Annotated in this window: 12 protein-coding genes; 8 read left to right on the top strand and 4 right to left on the bottom strand. The window is 67.3% G+C overall.

All coding sequences use genetic code 11. From position 1 onward, the window contains the following. Nucleotides 1–79 precede the first annotated feature (79 nt). The 3 genes from AB7F93_RS00805 to AB7F93_RS00795 are packed head-to-tail and all read left to right on the top strand — an operon-like array spanning nucleotide 80 to nucleotide 3547. Nucleotides 80–1555 carry an aldehyde dehydrogenase gene (locus tag AB7F93_RS00805; protein WP_428300969.1) on the top strand — a complete coding sequence of 492 codons (1476 nt, stop codon included), beginning with the start codon at nucleotides 80–82 and terminating at the stop codon, nucleotides 1553–1555. A gap of 52 nt (nucleotides 1556–1607) precedes the next feature. Beyond that, the gene (locus tag AB7F93_RS00800; RefSeq protein WP_428300968.1) at nucleotides 1608–2996 is read left to right on the top strand and encodes an aromatic ring-hydroxylating oxygenase subunit alpha; all 1389 of its coding nucleotides are present in this window, start codon (nucleotides 1608–1610) and stop codon (nucleotides 2994–2996) included. Between the two features lie 53 nt (nucleotides 2997–3049). Further along, nucleotides 3050–3547: an aromatic-ring-hydroxylating dioxygenase subunit beta gene (locus AB7F93_RS00795; protein WP_428300967.1), complete on the top strand. Its 498-nt coding sequence runs from the start codon at nucleotides 3050–3052 to the stop codon at nucleotides 3545–3547. 22 nt (nucleotides 3548–3569) lie between these two features. On the opposite strand, the gene kdsB is transcribed toward AB7F93_RS00795, so the two are convergent. From kdsB to AB7F93_RS00775, 4 genes are read right to left on the bottom strand one after another with little or no spacing between them, the layout of a single operon-like run. After that, nucleotides 3570–4343 (bottom strand): 3-deoxy-manno-octulosonate cytidylyltransferase, encoded by a 774-nt coding sequence (kdsB, locus tag AB7F93_RS00790; protein WP_428300966.1) that lies wholly within the window; start codon nucleotides 4341–4343, stop codon nucleotides 3570–3572. Next, on the bottom strand, nucleotides 4340–4519 hold the full coding sequence (locus tag AB7F93_RS00785; RefSeq protein WP_428300965.1) for a Trm112 family protein: 180 nt from the start codon (nucleotides 4517–4519) through the stop codon (nucleotides 4340–4342). Before AB7F93_RS00785 ends, kdsB begins: the two co-directional genes overlap by 4 nt. Then, entirely contained in the window at nucleotides 4458–5648 is a 1191-nt protein-coding gene (gene lpxK / locus AB7F93_RS00780) for a tetraacyldisaccharide 4'-kinase (RefSeq protein ID WP_428300964.1), read from the bottom strand. Before lpxK ends, AB7F93_RS00785 begins: the two co-directional genes overlap by 62 nt. Beyond that, the gene (locus AB7F93_RS00775) at nucleotides 5645–6028 is read right to left on the bottom strand and encodes a DOPA 4,5-dioxygenase family protein (RefSeq protein ID WP_428300963.1); all 384 of its coding nucleotides are present in this window, start codon (nucleotides 6026–6028) and stop codon (nucleotides 5645–5647) included. Before AB7F93_RS00775 ends, lpxK begins: the two co-directional genes overlap by 4 nt. A gap of 104 nt (nucleotides 6029–6132) precedes the next feature. Between AB7F93_RS00775 and AB7F93_RS00770 the strand changes: the two genes are divergently transcribed. The 5 genes from AB7F93_RS00770 (at nucleotide 6133) to prsR (ending at nucleotide 15971) form a co-directional block, all read left to right on the top strand. Then, on the top strand, nucleotides 6133–7122 hold the full coding sequence (locus AB7F93_RS00770; protein ID WP_428300962.1) for a dihydrodipicolinate synthase family protein: 990 nt from the start codon (nucleotides 6133–6135) through the stop codon (nucleotides 7120–7122). A gap of 161 nt (nucleotides 7123–7283) precedes the next feature. Further along, nucleotides 7284–10745, top strand: coding sequence for a pyruvate carboxylase (locus tag AB7F93_RS00765; RefSeq protein WP_428300961.1), 3462 nt, complete (start codon nucleotides 7284–7286; stop codon nucleotides 10743–10745). 380 nt (nucleotides 10746–11125) lie between these two features. Next, on the top strand, nucleotides 11126–12478 hold the full coding sequence (locus tag AB7F93_RS00760; RefSeq protein WP_428300960.1) for a TIGR03013 family XrtA/PEP-CTERM system glycosyltransferase: 1353 nt from the start codon (nucleotides 11126–11128) through the stop codon (nucleotides 12476–12478). A 75-nt stretch (nucleotides 12479–12553) separates the two neighbouring features. Beyond that, the gene (gene prsK / locus AB7F93_RS00755) at nucleotides 12554–14647 is read left to right on the top strand and encodes an XrtA/PEP-CTERM system histidine kinase PrsK (RefSeq protein ID WP_428300959.1); all 2094 of its coding nucleotides are present in this window, start codon (nucleotides 12554–12556) and stop codon (nucleotides 14645–14647) included. Continuing rightward, entirely contained in the window at nucleotides 14631–15971 is a 1341-nt protein-coding gene (gene prsR, locus AB7F93_RS00750; protein ID WP_428300958.1) for a PEP-CTERM-box response regulator transcription factor, read from the top strand. Before prsK ends, prsR begins: the two co-directional genes overlap by 17 nt. Nucleotides 15972–15974: the final 3 nt, after the last annotated feature.

Genomic DNA, 15974 nt, shown 5'->3' with positions numbered 1-15974 from the left:
GCGCCTGCGCTCCCCTCTCCCGCCTGCGGGAGAGGGGCTGGGGGAGAGGGCGCCCAGCTTCCCCTGTTCGGAGCCAGCCATGCAGCGTTATCCCCTCTACATCGGCGGCGCGTTCGTCGAACCCGCCAGCGGCGCGTGGTTCGACACCGAGAACCCCTACACGCTGGAGCCGTGGGCGCAGATCGCCCGCGGCAACGCGGCCGATGTCGAGGCCGCAGTGGCGGCGGCGCAGCGGGCGTTCGAATCCGGCTGGGGCCGAAGCAAGCCGGCGTACCGGGCGGGTCTGCTGCGGGCGCTGGCCGATCGGCTGGAGAAATCGGCCGGCGACCTCGCGCAGATCGAAACCCGCGACAACGGCAAGCTGATCGCCGAAACCGGCGGGCAGACGCGCTATCTGCCGTCCTGGTTCCGCTATTACGCGGGGCTCGCCGAGAACCTCGAAGGCCGCGTCATCCCCATCGACAAGCCGGACGTCACGGTCTACACACGCCCGGAACCGCTCGGCGTGATCGCGGCGATTACGCCGTGGAACTCGCCGCTGATGCTGGCTACGTGGAAGCTCGCGCCGGCACTCGCCGCCGGCAACACGGTGGTGCTTAAGCCGTCCGAGTTCACGTCGGCGTCCAGCATCGAGCTGGCGCGCCTCGTCGACGAGGTCGGCTTCCCGCCCGGCGTGTTCAACGTGGTGACGGGCTTCGGCGGCGAGGTCGGCGCACCGCTGGTGGCGCACCCAAAGGTCGCCAAGGTGGCGTTTACCGGCGGCGAGGCCGGTGGGCGCGGCGTGTACAAGGCCGCCGCGGAGCGCCTGATCCCGGCCACGCTGGAGCTTGGCGGCAAGTCGCCCAACATCGTGTTCGCGGACGCGGACCTCGATCAGGCGGTCAAGGGCGTGATCGCCGGCATCTTCGCCGCCACCGGGCAGACGTGTCTTGCCGGCTCGCGCGTGCTGGTGGAAGACAGCATCCACGACGAGTTCGTGGAACGGCTGGTCGAGTTTGCCGGACGCGCGCGGCTCGGCGATCCGGCGGATGCGGGCACGCAGGTCGGGCCAGTCACCACCCGCCCGCAGTACGAAAAAATCCTCGCCTATATCGACATTGCCAGGGCCGAGGGCGCGCGCTGCGTGCTCGGCGGCGGCCCGGCGCCGCACCCGGCCGGCGGCAAGGGCCTGTTCGTGCAGCCGACCATCTTTGCAGGCGTGCGCAACGACATGCGCATCGCGCGCGAGGAAGTGTTCGGCCCGGTGATGTCGATCCTGCGCTTCACGGATCAGGCGGATGCCGTGCGCATCGCCAACGACAGCGACTACGGCCTCGCCGCCGGCGTGTGGACGCAAAACCTGCGCCGGGCGCTTGAGATGTCGGACGCGCTCGCCGCCGGCACGGTGTGGGTCAACACGTATCGCGCCGTGTCGTATCTAGCGCCGTTCGGCGGTTACAAGGCGAGCGGCATCGGCCGCGAGAACGGCGCCGAGGCGCTGAGTGCCTACACGCAGACCAAGACCGTGTGGCTGAGCACCGCCGCCGAGCAGCCGGACCCGTTCGTGATGCGCTAGCGCCGGGAGATTGTCTCCATAACAAACCGATTCGAACCCGAGGAGAGAGCCCATGAAAGTCGAGGTACTCACGCCCGGCGACGCCGGCCCCATCGATTTCGCCTCGTTCGTCGAGCACCAGCCAGAGCTGGGTACGGCCAGGATCAAGCGCCAGGCCCTCATCAGCCCGGAAATCTTCGACATGGAGATGCGCTACATCTTCGAGGCGAACTGGATCTACCTGTGCCACGACAGCCAGATCCCGAACCCGGGCGATTTCTTCACCACCACCATGGGCCGCCAGCCGGTGGTGGTGATTCGCAACAACGCCGGCAAGGTCAACGCGTTTCTGAACGCGTGTACGCACAAGGGCAGCACGCTGTGCCGCACGCAGACCGGCTCCAAGCCGAACGGCTTTGCCTGCCCGTACCACGACTGGTGCTTCGATCTCGACGGCCGGCTCCAGTACATGCCGCGGCGCGAGGAGGGCTACCCGGCGGGCTTCGATCCCGGCCGCCATAACCTCACGGCGGCGCGGGTGGAGAGCTACGGCGGTTTCGTCTTCGGCAGCCTCAATCCGGACGTGCCGCCGCTGCGCGAGCACATGGGTGACCTCACCGAGGTCATCGACATGCTGACCGACCAGTCCGAGGACGGCTTCGAGGTGGTGCGCGGCACCAACACCTGCGTCTACCGCGGCAACTGGAAGCTGCTGATCGAGAACGGCGGCGGCGACGGCCTGCACCTGGCGACAGTGCACAAGACGCTGATCCGCGTGGTGCAGATGCGCGACGAGGAGCTGCGCCGCGGCCAGACCAACGCCGCCAAGATGGTGCGCATCGACGAGCTCAACAACGCGGAAACCGAGAGCTACGTGTACGCCATGCAAAACGGCCACACGCTGATCCAGTCCGACCTGCCGAACCCGGAAGACCGCCCGGCCTACGCGCGCCACGCCGAGTTCGAGCAACGCTACGGCAAGGACCGCGCGCGCTGGATGACCTCCAAGGTGCGCCAGACCTGCATCTACCCGAACCTGTTCATCATGGACCAGCTGGCGTCGCTGATCCGCTACGTGCGGCCGATTGCCGTGGACCGCACCGAGGTCAGCTACTGGTGCCTCGCGCCCAAGGGCGAGCCGCGGCATCTGCGCGTGAAGCGCATGCGCCAGTTCATGGATTTCTTCTCTATCGCGGGCCTCGGCGGCCCGGACGACAACCACGAATTCGAGCAGTGCCAGGTGGGCGCTGGCGCCGCGTCGGCCCGATGGAGCGACGCCTCGTTCGGCCTCCACACCGAGTTTGCCGGGCCGAACGCGTCCGCCGCGGCGGTCGGCATCGCGGACGCGCAGTGCGGCGGACACATGGGTTACGAGGGCGGCGCCGTGCGCGTGTACCAGAACTGGGTGCAGTTGATGCAGGCCGGGCAGGCGCGCGAGATGGCGATGGGGCGGGGCGGTTAGGGCTCCGCCGCCACCGTCCAGCCCGCTGCCGCACTCAATCCCCGAGACCCGCCATGCCCGACAAGACCCCGCTGCAAGTGGATGTGGAACGTTTCATCTTCGAGGAAGCCGCCCTGGTGGATCAGCGCCGCTGGTCTGACTGGCTGCAGATGTTCACCGAGGACATGGTGTACTGGGCACCGTCCTGGGCGGACGAGGCCACGCTCACGCAGGACCCCGAGGCCGAGGTCTCTATCGTCTACATGAGCAGCCGCAAGGAACTGGAGCACCGCATCTGGCGCTTCACCAGCGGCGAGTCGCCGGCGTCTTACCCGCTGCCGCGCACCAATCACATGGTGAGCAACGTGCGGATCGTCGACGAGACCGCCGACACCGTGGTCGCGGCCTCCAACTGGCTGACGCAGTGCTACCGCAACAAGGAGCAGTTCTTCTACGGCGGCTATTACGAGCACACGCTGGTGCGCAGCGGGGGCGGTTTCAAGATTCGCGCCAAGAAGGTGGTGCTGCTGAACGACGTGGTGCTCGGCTACGTGGACGTGTACCACCTGTAACCGGCGCCGCGGCGACGTTGGCCTAGGGCCGGCCGACGGCCTCGCGCAGGCGCTCCAGATCCTCCGGCGTGTCCACGCCCACCGGCGCCGGCGCGCAGGCCTCGGCCACGTGGACGGTGGCGCCGTTCCACAGCGCGCGAAGTTGCTCCAGCATCTCGGTGGTCTCGATGCCGGCTGGCGGCCAGTGCACGAAGGCGCGCAAAAAGCCGACCCGGTACGCATAGATGCCGATGTGCCGCTGCCAGCCGGGCTTGGCGTCGGCCAGGTGCTCGGCTTCCGGCATGCCGTCGCGCGGGTGTGGCACCAAGGACCGGCTGAAGTAGAGCGCGTAGCCGTCGCGGTCGCACACCACCTTCACCACGTGCGGGCTCGCAAGATCCGACAGCGTCACGATGCGCTGGCTCAGGGTCGCCATGTCGGCGGCCGGATGGGCGGCCAGATCGGCCGCCACCTGGCGGATCAGCGGCGGCGGCAGCAGGGGCTCATCGCCCTGCACGTTGACCACCAGCGCCTCGTCCGGCAGGCCGAGCCGGCGGGCGGCCTCGGCGATGCGGTCGGTGCCGCTGCGGTGCTCGGGCGAGGTCATCACCACCTCGGCGCCGAAGGCGCGGGCGGCGGTCTCGATACGCGCATCGTCGGTGGCGATCACCACCCGCGCGGCGCCGCTGGCGAGCGCGCGCTCGTGCACCCACTGCACGATGGGCTTGCCGGCAAGATCGGCGAGCGGCTTGCCCGGCAGGCGGCTCGCGCCGTAGCGCGCCGGGATGATGACCGTGTAGTCGGGCGCCGCCGTCACAGGTCGACGTCGGCCGGAATCTGCCGCGCCTCGTCGATCAGCATCACCGGGATGTCGTCGACGATGGGGAAGGCGAGCCGGTCCACGCGGCAGATGAGTTCCCCGGCCTTGGCGTCAAACACGAGCGGACCCTTGCACAGCGGGCACACCAGGATGTCGAGCAGTTTCTTGTCCATGCCCGAGTTTCTCCAGCAGGCGGGCGGCGAAGGCGTCGTCGAGCTGGACGTCGAAATCCAGCACAAAGCAGCGTGAATGCGCGAACGGCCGGCATTTTACGGCATCCTTTCCGGTCATCACGACCGGCAGATCGTCGCCAAAATCGAGCATCTGCTCGCGCAATTGCGCGTGGTCCGGGTGCGGGTGTTCGATCACCGTCATGCCGAGCCCGCGCAGTTGTTCGAAAAAACCACTTGGCGCGGCAATGCCGGCGATGGCGTGCACGCGCCGCCCGCTGAACGTGGCCGGCTCGAACAGCGCGCCGTTGGCGAGGCGCCGCAGCCGAAAATTGCCAAAGCGCATCACGGTCTCGCCTGGCGCGCCTGAGCCCTCGATGCAATGCCGAAAAATTCCCTCCCTGGAATTTTTCGGCTCGCAGCCGCGTGGTACACGCCCGCGCGGCGCTCCGTGAATCGACGGCTCGCGCCCTCGATTCACGCCGGGGCCTCCTTCCCCGGACGGAAACGCCGAATACTTCAGCGTTTCCTTGATGACCACGAAGTCGGCCTCGGCGAGACGCGAGCGCGGCTCCCGCAGCGGCCCCGCCGGCAGCGGCAGGCCGTTGCCGAAGCGCCGCTCGCCGTCCACCAGCACGATCTCGATGTCCCGTCGCAGGCGGTAGTGCTGCAGGCCGTCGTCGCACACCAGCACGTCGGCGCCGTCGGCAATCGCCCGCCGGCCGGCGCGCACGCGCTTCGCATCCACGTACACCGGCGCACCGGTGGTCTGGGCGATCAGCAGCGGCTCGTCGCCGCAATCCGCCGCGCCGAGCGAGGCATCCACGCGCAGCGGTCGCGGGCCCTTGCGGGCGCCGTAGCCGCGGCTGAGCACCGCCGGGCGGTAGCCGCGATCGCGCAGCAATTCCACCAGCCACTGCGTGAACGGCGTCTTGCCATTGCCGCCGACGCCGATGTTGCCGACCACGATCACCGGTACCGGCAGGCGCGCGCGCGGCATAAGACCGGCCCGATACAGCCCCCGGCGCAGCGCCACCACGGCGCCGAACAGCGCGGCGGGAATCAGCAGCAGCGGGAACGGCGGCAACCAGTAGGCCCAGCGCCGCTGCCAGCTGCGTTCGATGAGGCTCATGCAGGCAGCTCGCCCGCGTCGATGCGCTCCAGAAACGCGATGTCGAGCGGCAGCTTGTCGCCAAGCCAGGCGCTGCGGATGGCGTGATCGCCGGCGTGGCCGAGGCCGGACTCGGGGTGGATCAGGATGTCGAGGCCATGCCGGTTCAGCATCAGAAACGGCACCACCTGCCCGAACAGGTCCGGCGTGAACGCCACCTGGTACATCGGCTTGCTGTGCGGGCCGACCGGCTGCTCACGCCAGCGGCCCATGCGCACGGCAAAACGGCGTTCGAGCTCCTCGCGCAGCCAGGCGGCCACCGGCCGCGTGTCCGGGTCGAAGTACACATGCGCGTGGTACTCGGCCGAGGTTTGCGGCAGCACCGCGGAAAAATCAGTCATCGATCGCTCTCCACGCCCGGCGGGCGGCAACTTGGCTGGCTTCGATTATCGATCAGCGCTATACCATGCCCGCTTCGGTGCATCACACAACGGAGGAGATCGTCATGGCCAGGTACACCCGCACGGAAGCCAAGCAATGGGCGCGCGAGCACATGGTGGGCTCCACCAACGCGCCGACCACGCCGTTCAAGGCCGACTTCAGCCTGGATGAAGCGGCGCTGGCCTTCAACGTCGACAGGTATGCCGAGATTGGCCTGTACGGCCTGATGACCGGCGGCAACATGGCCGAGGGCTGGAACATGACCCCGGCCGAGTGGAACCGCTACACGGAAATCTGCGCCAGCGCCAACCGCGGCCGCATGATGCTGACCTCGGTGATCCTCGATCCCTCGCCGTTCACGGTGATCGAGAAGGCGAAGTTCCTCGACCGGCTCGGCTACGACCTGATCGAGGTCATCAACCCGGTGATCCAGCTGCGCTCGGACGCCGATCTGTACGGCTACTACAAGTACCTGAACGACCACAGCCCGCTCGCCATCGTGCTCTACCAGACGCCGACCGCGGGCGTGGTGCTGAACCACGGCCTCATCAACCGCCTGGCGGACCTGCCGATGGTGGTCGGCATCAAGAACGGCGTCAGCAACCCGGCCGACAGCATCGCCATGCGCAAGCTGTGCGGCGACCGCATCGTGGTCACCGAGCCGATGGAGTCGTTCTATCTGTGGGACCGCATCGTGCACGGCGCGCAGTGCATCTTCGGCACGCTCGAAGTGATCATGTACGGCCGCAAACGCGACCGCTTCTTCAAGCTGGTGGAGCTGGCCAACGCCGGCAAGTTCGACGAGGCGTTGCCGATTTACCGCGAGCTCGACCCCATGCGCGACCTGCTGGCCGAGGTGTTCATGATGCCGCTGGTGACGCGCAACACCTACGCGCTGGCGCCGATCAAGTACTGGATGGAACTGCTCGGCTTCAAGATGGGCGTGTGCCGGCCGCCGCTCGCGCCGCACTGCGACGAGGCGACCAAGGAGCGCATCCGTGATGCCCTGCTCGCCGCCGGCGCCATCGTCGAGCAGGATCTGAAGGCCGCCTGAACGCCAGGCGACAGGCGGGGCGCAACGCCCCGCCTGTATTTCGCCGCGGTGTCGCGGCGACGCTTTCGCTGGCATCGCAATTGCTCGGACAATGCCGACCCGGTCCGCCAGTGTGCGGCCATATCACCCCGCCGCGGGCGGTCCATCCGAGGTTCCGATTCATGCCGAAAGCCGGCACCAAAACGCCTTCCATCCGGCCTTTCCGCAAGTTGCTGGTCGCCAACCGCGGCGAGATCGCCATCCGTGTGTTCCGCGCCTGCACCGAGCTTGGCATCCGCACGGTGGCGATCTATTCCGAGCAGGACCGCCTGCACCTGCACCGGTACAAGGCGGACGAGGCGTACCTGGTCGGCGTCGGCAAGGAGCCGGTGCGGGCGTATCTGGATTACGACGAGATCATCGAACTCGCGCGCGATCGCGAGGTGGACGCCATCCACCCGGGCTACGGCTTTCTGTCCGAGAACGCCGATTTCGCGCGTGCCTGCGAGGCGGCCGGCATCACCTTCATCGGTCCGTCGGCCGATGTCATCGAGGCCATGGGCGACAAGGTATACGCCCGCGAGGTGGCCATTCGCGCTAGCGTGCCGGTCATTCCCGGCACCGACGGCGCCATCGAGACGCTGGACGAGGCCATGGCGTTCGCCGCCGGGTGCGGCTACCCGCTGATCGTGAAGGCCGCGATGGGCGGCGGCGGGCGCGGCATGAGCATCGTGCGCGACGAGGCGGCGCTGCGCGACGCGCTGGCGCGCTCGAAGGCCGAGGCGGCGGCGGCGTTCGGCAGCGCCAAGGTGTTCATCGAGCGCTACCTCGAAGGCCCGAAGCACATCGAGGTGCAGATTCTCGGCGACCGGCACGGCAACCGCGTGCATCTGTTCGAGCGCGACTGCTCGGTGCAGCGCCGGCACCAGAAGGTGGTCGAGATCGCGCCGGCGCTGACGCTGACCGAAGCGCAGCGGCAGGCGCTGTGCGCCGATGCGCTCAGGATTTGCGGCGCGGTCGATTACAGCAACGCCGGCACGGTCGAGTTTCTGTTGGACCGCCAGGGCCGGCATTACTTCATCGAAGTGAACCCGCGCATCCAGGTGGAGCACACCATCACGGAGCTGATCACCGGCCGCGACCTGGTGCAGGCACAGATTCGCGTGGCGGAGGGCCATCGGCTGGACTCGGACGCCATCCGCATCCCGAACCAGGCCGCCATCGAGCGCCATGGCTGCGCCATCCAGGTACGCATCACCACCGAGGATCCGGGCAACAACTTCGCGCCGGACACGGGGCAGATCACGGCGTTTCGGGCGGGCGAGGGCTTCGGCATCCGCCTCGACGCCGGCTCGGGCTTCGAGGGCGCCATCGTTTCGCCGCACTACGACTCGCTGCTGATCAAGGTGTCGGCCTTCGCGCTCGACTTCGACCAGGCCGCCGCCAAGGCGCTGCGCGCGCTGCGCGAGTTCCGCATCCGCGGCGTCAAGACCAACATCCCGTTCCTCGAAAACGTGCTCCAGCACGAGACCTTCCTGAAGGGCGAGTGCGACACCACGTTCATCGAGAACCACCCGGAGCTGTTCCGCTTCCGCCCGCGGCAAGACCGCGCCAACAAGCTGCTGACGTATCTCGGGGACGTGATCGTGAACGGCGTGCCGGAGGTGGACCGCGCGCTGATCCCGAAAGCCCTGCACCCGGCGCCGCTGCCGGCGGTGACGCACGACTCGGCGCCTACCTCGCGGGCGTATGCGATGTTTGAGCACCACGGCGCGGCGGGCCTCGCGCGCTGGGTACTGCAACAGCGCGCGGTGCTGCTGACCGACACCACGTTTCGCGACGCGCACCAGTCGCTGCTCGCGACGCGCGTGCGCACGCACGACCTCGAACGCGTGGCGCACGCCACGGCGCATCTCACGGCCGGCTTTTTCTCGCAGGAGATGTGGGGCGGCGCCACCTTCGACGTCGCCTACCGCTTTCTGCACGAGGACCCGTGGGAGCGTTTGCGGCGTCTTCGCGCGCGCATGCCGGGCACGCTGCTGCAGATGCTGCTGCGCGCCGGCAACGCGGTCGGCTACGCCAACTACCCGGACAACGTGGTGGCGCGGTTCATCGAGCTCGCCGCCCACAACGGCATCGACGTGTTCCGCATCTTCGACTGCCTGAACCAGGTCGAGAACCTGCGCCCGAGCATCGACAAGGTGATCGCCTGCGGCAAGGTCGCCGAGGGTACGGTGTGCTACAGCGGCGACATCACCGACGGCAAGCGCGCCAAGTTCACGCTGCCGTACTACGTGGAGCGCGCGCGGCAGATCGAGGCCGCCGGCGCGCACATCCTGGCCATCAAGGACATGGCGGGCCTGCTCAAGCCCGCCGCGGCGCGAATTCTGGTCACCGACCTGAAAAACGCGCTCACGATTCCGGTGCACCTGCACACGCACGACACCGCCGGCAACGCGGTGGCGACGCTGCTCGCCGCGGCCGACGCCGGCGTCGACATCGTCGACGGGGCGCTGTCGTCGATGTCCGGCACCACCTCGCAGCCGTCCCTCAACGCGCTGGTCTATGCGCTCGCGAGCGGCGAGCGCGCCACCGGCATCGACCCGCACGGCCTGCAGGCGCTGGCCGATTACTGGGAAGTCGCGCGGGAGGCGTATGCGCCGTTCGAGTGTGGCCTCAAGGCCGGCTCGGCGGACGTCTACGAGCACGAGATGCCGGGCGGGCAGTACTCGAACTTCCGCACGCAGGCCATCTCGCTCGGCCTTGGCGACCGGTGGGCCGAGGTCAAGCGCGCCTATCGCACCGTGAACGACATGCTGGGCGACATCGTCAAGGTGACGCCGTCGTCGAAGGCGGTCGGCGACATGGCGCTGTTCATGGTGCAGAACGATCTTTCGCCGCAGGACGTGATCGACCGCGCCGGCGAGCTGGCCTTCCCGGACGCCTTCGTTGATCTGCTCGCCGGTCGCATGGGCCAGCCCGACGGCGGCTTTCCGAAGGCGCTGCAAAAGGCGGTGCTGAAGGGCGACAAGCCGCTCAAGAAGCGCCCCGGTGAACTGCTGGCACCGTACGACTTCGAGGCCGCGCGCAAGACGACTGGCGCGCGCCGGCTGAGCGAGGAGGATCTGGTCGCCCAGGCCATGTTCCCGGCAGTGTTCCGCGACTACGCGCGCTTCATCGACCGCTGCGGCGATGTGTCCTTGATCGACACGCCGATCTTCTTCTACGGTCTGAAGCCCGGCGAGGAGGCTGTGGTCACGATCGAAGAAGGCAAGACGCTGATCGTGAAGCTGCTGGCGGTCGGCGAGCTCGAACCGGACGGCACGCGGCAGGTGTTCTTCGAACTCAACGGCCGCCGCCGCGACATTGTCATCCCGGACCGCGGGGCCGTTGGCACGCAGCAGCAGCGCGAGCGCGCCGATCCGGACAACCCGAACCACATCGCCGCGCCCATGGCTGGCAAGGTGGCGGCCGTACACGTGAGGGATGGTGAGGCGGTCGCGGCCGGTGCGCGCTTGGTAACTACTGAGGCCATGAAGATGGTGAACATCGTCGCCGCGCCACACGCCGGGACGGTCAGGCGCGTACCGGTGCAGGCGGGTGACACGGTGCGGGCGGGCGACTTGCTGTGCGAGCTGGCCTGATCTTCGCGCGGGGAGGTGCAACCTGGTCCGCTTCGGTCGCGATTCGGCGTTCCACCGGGATTGTGGCTCCGGCTCCCGCAGCGCGAAGTCTTGCGTCACGCATCGGCCGCCCCTAAAGGCTGGGGCGGCTATGTCACTCGCGCGTCATTACCCGTTGGCAACGTAGGTTTGCCATCGGGGTCGTGGCCTAGCCGATCTTCGGATGGCTGTCCGGCTCAGGAGGTCAGACGGGCTGACTGCGACTTGTGTACAGTGCCGCACCCACGCGGAAGCTGGTCTGATTGAATGCCGATGGGTCTTGCGTCCGTGCGCATTCGGCGGACGGCTTAATTCAGGAATCAACGGTGCTTCGAGTTTTTGGTCACCACATTCCGCGCAGTTTGCTGCTGTTGCTGGTTCTTGAATCGCTGACGCTGGTCGGCAGCTTCGAGTTTGCGCGCGCCTGGCTCACCGGCCACGCCATCCTGACCGGGGTGTCCGACGGCGCGGCGTTACTTCCGGTTGGGGTGCTCCTTGGCACCATGCAAGTCGCCGGCTTGCATGACGACCACGGTCTCGAAGGCATGCTCGGTATGGCCTTGCGCCTGGCGCTCGCCTTTGGCGGCGGCGTTGCGTTGCTTGGCTTGTTGGCAGCCACGGGAATCTCGCCGCGCGCCGACGGCCCGTGGCTGCTGACGGGTATTCTGCTTGCCTTGTTGTTGATCGCGATCGAGCGCCTGTGCCTGTTTCGCTGGATGTTGGCGGAGCGCTTTCGGCGCCGCGTGCTGGTACTCGGAACCGGCCCACGCGCGCGCGAGATCGAGCAGTTGATTCGTAACTCAAGCGGCGGAAAGCGGTTTCACCTGGTCGGTTACCTTGCGGAGTCGCCCTTGGCGGCGGTTGACATGGCCGCCGCCGGCCCCGTTTGGTCCATACCTGACGAGGGCGAGTTGCTCGGCTTCGCGCGCCGGTACCGGGTGCAGGAAATCATCGTGGCAGTCCGAGACCGGCGCGGCAAGCTGCCCGTCGACCAGTTGCTCGACTGCAAGCTGCACGGCGTTGCGGTATGCGATATATCAAGCTTCATAGAGCGCGAGGGCGGGCAGATCCGTCTTGAGTCGCTGAACGCGAGCTGGCTCGTGTTTCACGAAGGATTCCTGCGCAGCGGATTGGGCAGTTTTGCAAAGCGGGCGGTGGATATCGTAGCCAGCCTCGTCGTGCTGATACCCGGTGTGCCGCTGATGGCGCTGGGTGCCCTCGCCATCGTGTTGCAGGACGGCGGGCCGATTCTTTATCGTCAGGTTCGCGTCGGCCAGCACGGGCGGCTGTTCCAGCTGACCAAGCTGCGCAGCATGCGTGTCGATGCCGAAGCAGACGGTGTGCGCTGGGCGACCCAGGGCGACCGGCGGGTTACCGCCGTCGGGAAGTTTTTGCGCAAGACGCGCATCGATGAGCTACCCCAGATCGTCAGCGTCTTGCTGGGCGACATGAGTTTCATCGGGCCGCGCCCGGAGCGCCCGGAGTTCGTGTCCCAGCTGACGCGCCAGATCCCGTATTACGCAGCGCGCCACAGCGTGAAACCTGGGATTACCGGTTGGGCGCAGGTGCGCTACCCGTACGGGGCGTCGGTGCACGATAGCCGTCGTAAGCTGGAGTACGATCTCTACTACATTAAAAATTATTCGATTTTTCTGGATGCGCTCATCCTGCTACACACGCTTCGGGTCGTGCTGTTCGCGCGCGGCGCACGTTGACGGTAAGCGGCGACGATTGGCCGCGCGGCGCGCCGGGGTCTGCTTCGTCGCGCGTGGGCATCGGGTAGCGCAAACGTGACAGCCGAATCGTTCAGTCATGCGTTGGCGGTAGTCGCCGGGCTGTGCGCGGCCGCCTTCGCCACTCGTGGCAGGGTTCCGGTCAAGCCGGTCGTAGTGGTGGCTTGCGGGCTTTCCGCCGTGTGGGCGGCGTTGATCGCGGGCGCACCGTTGTGGCCCGACCTGCAAATCACGGCGTGGCCATTTGTTGCCGAGCTGGCGCGAGGAGTTGCGTGGCAGGCACTGCTGATTGCGCTGTTGTGGCGCGACGTGGTGCACGAGAGGAGTTCTCGGCGCGGGATTTCCTTTCTGCTCGGCGTTGGTGGCCTGCTGTGGGTGCTTGCCGCGTTTTCCATCATCGCACCCGATGTGGCACCCGTCGGGCCTCTGCTCGCCTTTCTCGTCGTGGCGGTGTTCGGGCTCGTGGTGCTGGAGCACAGCTATCGGCACGCCGGGCTTGACGAGCGCTGGCGTTTCAAGTTCGCCTGGTTGGGGCTGGGTGCGATGTTCGGCTTCGACCTGTTTCTGTATTCTGAGGCGGCGCTGTTCGGCAATCTGAATCCGAGCGTGTGGGCGGCGCGTGGCGTGGTCTGCGCGGTGGCGATAGGCCTTATCGCCACGAGTCTGTCGCGGGTCGGCAGGCATTTCGAGACGATGAACTTGTCGCGACGATTCCTGTTCCAGTCGACCGCGTTGCTGACGGCGGGCGGGTATTTGCTGTTCGTGTCGGCGGCGGGCTACTACATCCAGCATTTCGGCGGAAATTGGGCCGGCGCACTGGCGGCTGCGTTCATCGCCTGCGCGCTGCTGTTGCTGGTTGGCGTGTTGGCCTCAGGACAGTTCAGGGCGCGTCTCAACGTGCTGCTGTCAAAGCATTTTTTTCGCTATAAGTATGATTATCGCGAGGCTTGGCAGCGCTTCAACGCCATGCTCGCTGACAGTGCCGGCGTGACCGTAGCGCCCCGTGAGCGGGCCATCCGCGCGCTGGCGGACCTGGTCGACAGCCCCGCCGGTCTGTTGTGGACCATCGGCTCGCACGACGTGTATCACCTCGCGGCCGCGTGGAATGCGGGCAGCCTCGGTCAGCTTCCGGTTCCGGCCGGGCATCCGCTGATGCGCGTGCTTGACGAGCGGCAATGGATCGTCGAGGTGGACGATGTACAAGGACTGCCGGATGGCCACGAGGGGCTCGAATGGCCCGGTTGGTGGGCGCAGATCAAGCGGCCCTGGCTGGTTCTGCCGCTGACTGAGCGCGGGGGGCTTCGGGGCTTCGTGATCCTCGCTCAGCCGCGCTCGCCACGCGATCTCAACTGGGAAGACCGCGATCTGCTGCGCACGGCGGCGCGGCAGGTGGCAGGTTACGTTGCGCTCGCCGATGCATCGGACGCGCTGGTCAGCAGTCGCCAGTTCGACGCCTTCAACCGCCTGTCCGCATACCTGGTCCACGACCTCAAGAACGTGTCGGCGCAGCTCGGCCTGGTCACGGCCAATGCCGCGCGGCACAAGACCAACCCCGCCTTTATCGACGACGCGCTGCAAACCGTGGACAACGCCAAGCAACGGATGGACCGATTGCTGGATCAGTTGCGGCGTGCTGAACCGGCGCCCGAACCGCGCGCGCAGGCGTGCGACCTTGCGCAGGTGCTGCGCGCGGCGGTGGCCAGCTGCGCCGGCCGGTCGCCTGTCCCGACGCTTCGCCTGCCGCCAGGCGCCTGTTGGGTCAACGCGAGCCCGGAGCGCTTGTCGATGGTGCTTGTGAATCTGATCAACAATGCTCAGGAGGCCAGCGCGACCGACGGCCCGGTGCAGGCAACGCTCACCCTGGACAACGGATACGCCCGGCTTGAAGTGCGCGACCGGGGATGTGGCATGGATGACAACTTCATGCGCGAGCGCTTGTTCCGCCCGTTTGCGACCACCAAGGGCAACGCCGGCATGGGCATCGGCATGCACGAGACGCGGGACTATGTGGAGAGCGTGGGCGGAATGCTGGAGGTGACCAGTGAGCCTGGGGTTGGAACGGAGGTCACCGTGATACTGCCGCTTTTGGCTCAAGGCATTGGCGTCCCGCTGCGAGCTGCTGGTCAGGAACCTCATGTCGCAACTGCCTAAGCGCCTTCTGGTCGTCGACGATGACAGCGGGCTGCAAAGCCAGCTGCGATGGTGCTTTGCCGACTATGATGTCGAGGTGGCAGGCGATCGGCCGGCTGCGCTGGAGGCGCTGCGTGCGAGCAATATCGGTGTTGTGACGCTCGATCTTGGGCTGCCCCCGGACCCGACCAACGCGTCGGAGGGGCTCCGGGCGCTGACCGACATACTCGCGTACCGGCCGACCACCAAGGTGGTGGTCGTCACGGGTAGCGACGACCGCACGCATGCGCTGCAGGCGGTGGCCGCAGGTGCTTACGATTTCTATCAGAAGCCGATCGACGCCGATGTGCTGCGCCTGATCGTCGATCGCGCTTACGGCCTGCACGCGCTGGAAGAGGAGCTCCGGCGCCTGCAGCGGCAGGTCAGCTCGCCGCTGGAGGGTGTGATCAGCGGCTCGGAGCAGATGGCGGCGACCTGCCGGCTGATCGAGAAGGTGGCGCCGACTGCGGCCAGCGTGCTGTTGCTCGGCGAGAGCGGCACCGGCAAGGAGTTGCTGGCGCGGGCGGTGCATCAGCTCAGCCCGCGGGCGGCGGAGCGGTTCGAGGCGATCAACTGCGCGGCAATACCCGACAGCCTGCTGGAAAGCGAGCTGTTCGGCTATGAAAAGGGCGCATTTACCGGTGCCATCAAGCAGACGATCGGCCGGATCGAATATGCCAACGGCGGCACGCTGTTTCTGGACGAGATCGGTGACCTGCCGCTGCGCCTGCAGGGTAAGCTGCTGCGGTTCCTGCAGGAGCGGGTCATCGAGCGCTTGGGCGGGCGGGCGACGATACCGGTGGATGTGCGGGTGGTCTGCGCCACGCACCGCAATCTTGCCGAGATGATTGCGCGCGGCGAGTTCCGCGAGGACCTTTACTACCGGCTGAGCGAGGTCACCTGCCAGATTCCGCCGCTGCGCGCCCGCACGGGCGATGCGGCGCTGCTGGCGCAGGCCTTTCTGCAACGGTATTGCGCCAGCAACCACAAGCCGCTTGCCTTCAGCGCGGATGCTCTGGACGCCATCGCGCAGGCGCCCTGGCCCGGCAACGTGCGCGAGCTTGAGAACGTGATCAAGCGAGCGGCCATCCTCGCCGAAGGCAAGCGCGTGACTGCGGCCGATCTTGGCCTCAGCGCTCCGGCCGAGGTCACTCTGTCGCTGCGCGAAGCGCGCGATGAGGCCGAGCGGCGCGTCGTGTCGGAAGCCTTGGCCCGCGCCGGCGGCAATATTGCCAAGGTAGCCGATGTGCTCGGCGTGACTCGGCCGACGCTGTACGCGCTCATGACCAAGCTCAATCTGCGCTGACGT

This window comes from Immundisolibacter sp., from assembly GCF_050250495.1.
In the GTDB taxonomy this organism is placed as follows: domain Bacteria; phylum Pseudomonadota; class Gammaproteobacteria; order Immundisolibacterales; family Immundisolibacteraceae; genus Immundisolibacter.
This window is presented reverse-complemented; position numbering and strand designations above follow the sequence as displayed.

What these genes read in the sequence shown, in the direction of transcription:
- AB7F93_RS00805 (WP_428300969.1), top strand. Translation starts at nt 80, where the DNA reads ATGCAGCGTTATCCCCTCTACATCGGCGGCGCGTTCGTCGAACCCGCC.
- AB7F93_RS00800 (WP_428300968.1), top strand. Translation starts at nt 1,608, where the DNA reads ATGAAAGTCGAGGTACTCACGCCCGGCGACGCCGGCCCCATCGATTTC.
- AB7F93_RS00795 (WP_428300967.1), top strand. Translation starts at nt 3,050, where the DNA reads ATGCCCGACAAGACCCCGCTGCAAGTGGATGTGGAACGTTTCATCTTC.
- AB7F93_RS00785 (WP_428300965.1), bottom strand. Translation starts at nt 4,519, where the DNA reads ATGGACAAGAAACTGCTCGACATCCTGGTGTGCCCGCTGTGCAAGGGT.
- lpxK (WP_428300964.1), bottom strand. Translation starts at nt 5,648, where the DNA reads ATGAGCCTCATCGAACGCAGCTGGCAGCGGCGCTGGGCCTACTGGTTG.
- AB7F93_RS00775 (WP_428300963.1), bottom strand. Translation starts at nt 6,028, where the DNA reads ATGACTGATTTTTCCGCGGTGCTGCCGCAAACCTCGGCCGAGTACCAC.
- AB7F93_RS00770 (WP_428300962.1), top strand. Translation starts at nt 6,133, where the DNA reads ATGGCCAGGTACACCCGCACGGAAGCCAAGCAATGGGCGCGCGAGCAC.
- AB7F93_RS00765 (WP_428300961.1), top strand. Translation starts at nt 7,284, where the DNA reads ATGCCGAAAGCCGGCACCAAAACGCCTTCCATCCGGCCTTTCCGCAAG.
- prsR (WP_428300958.1), top strand. Translation starts at nt 14,631, where the DNA reads ATGTCGCAACTGCCTAAGCGCCTTCTGGTCGTCGACGATGACAGCGGG.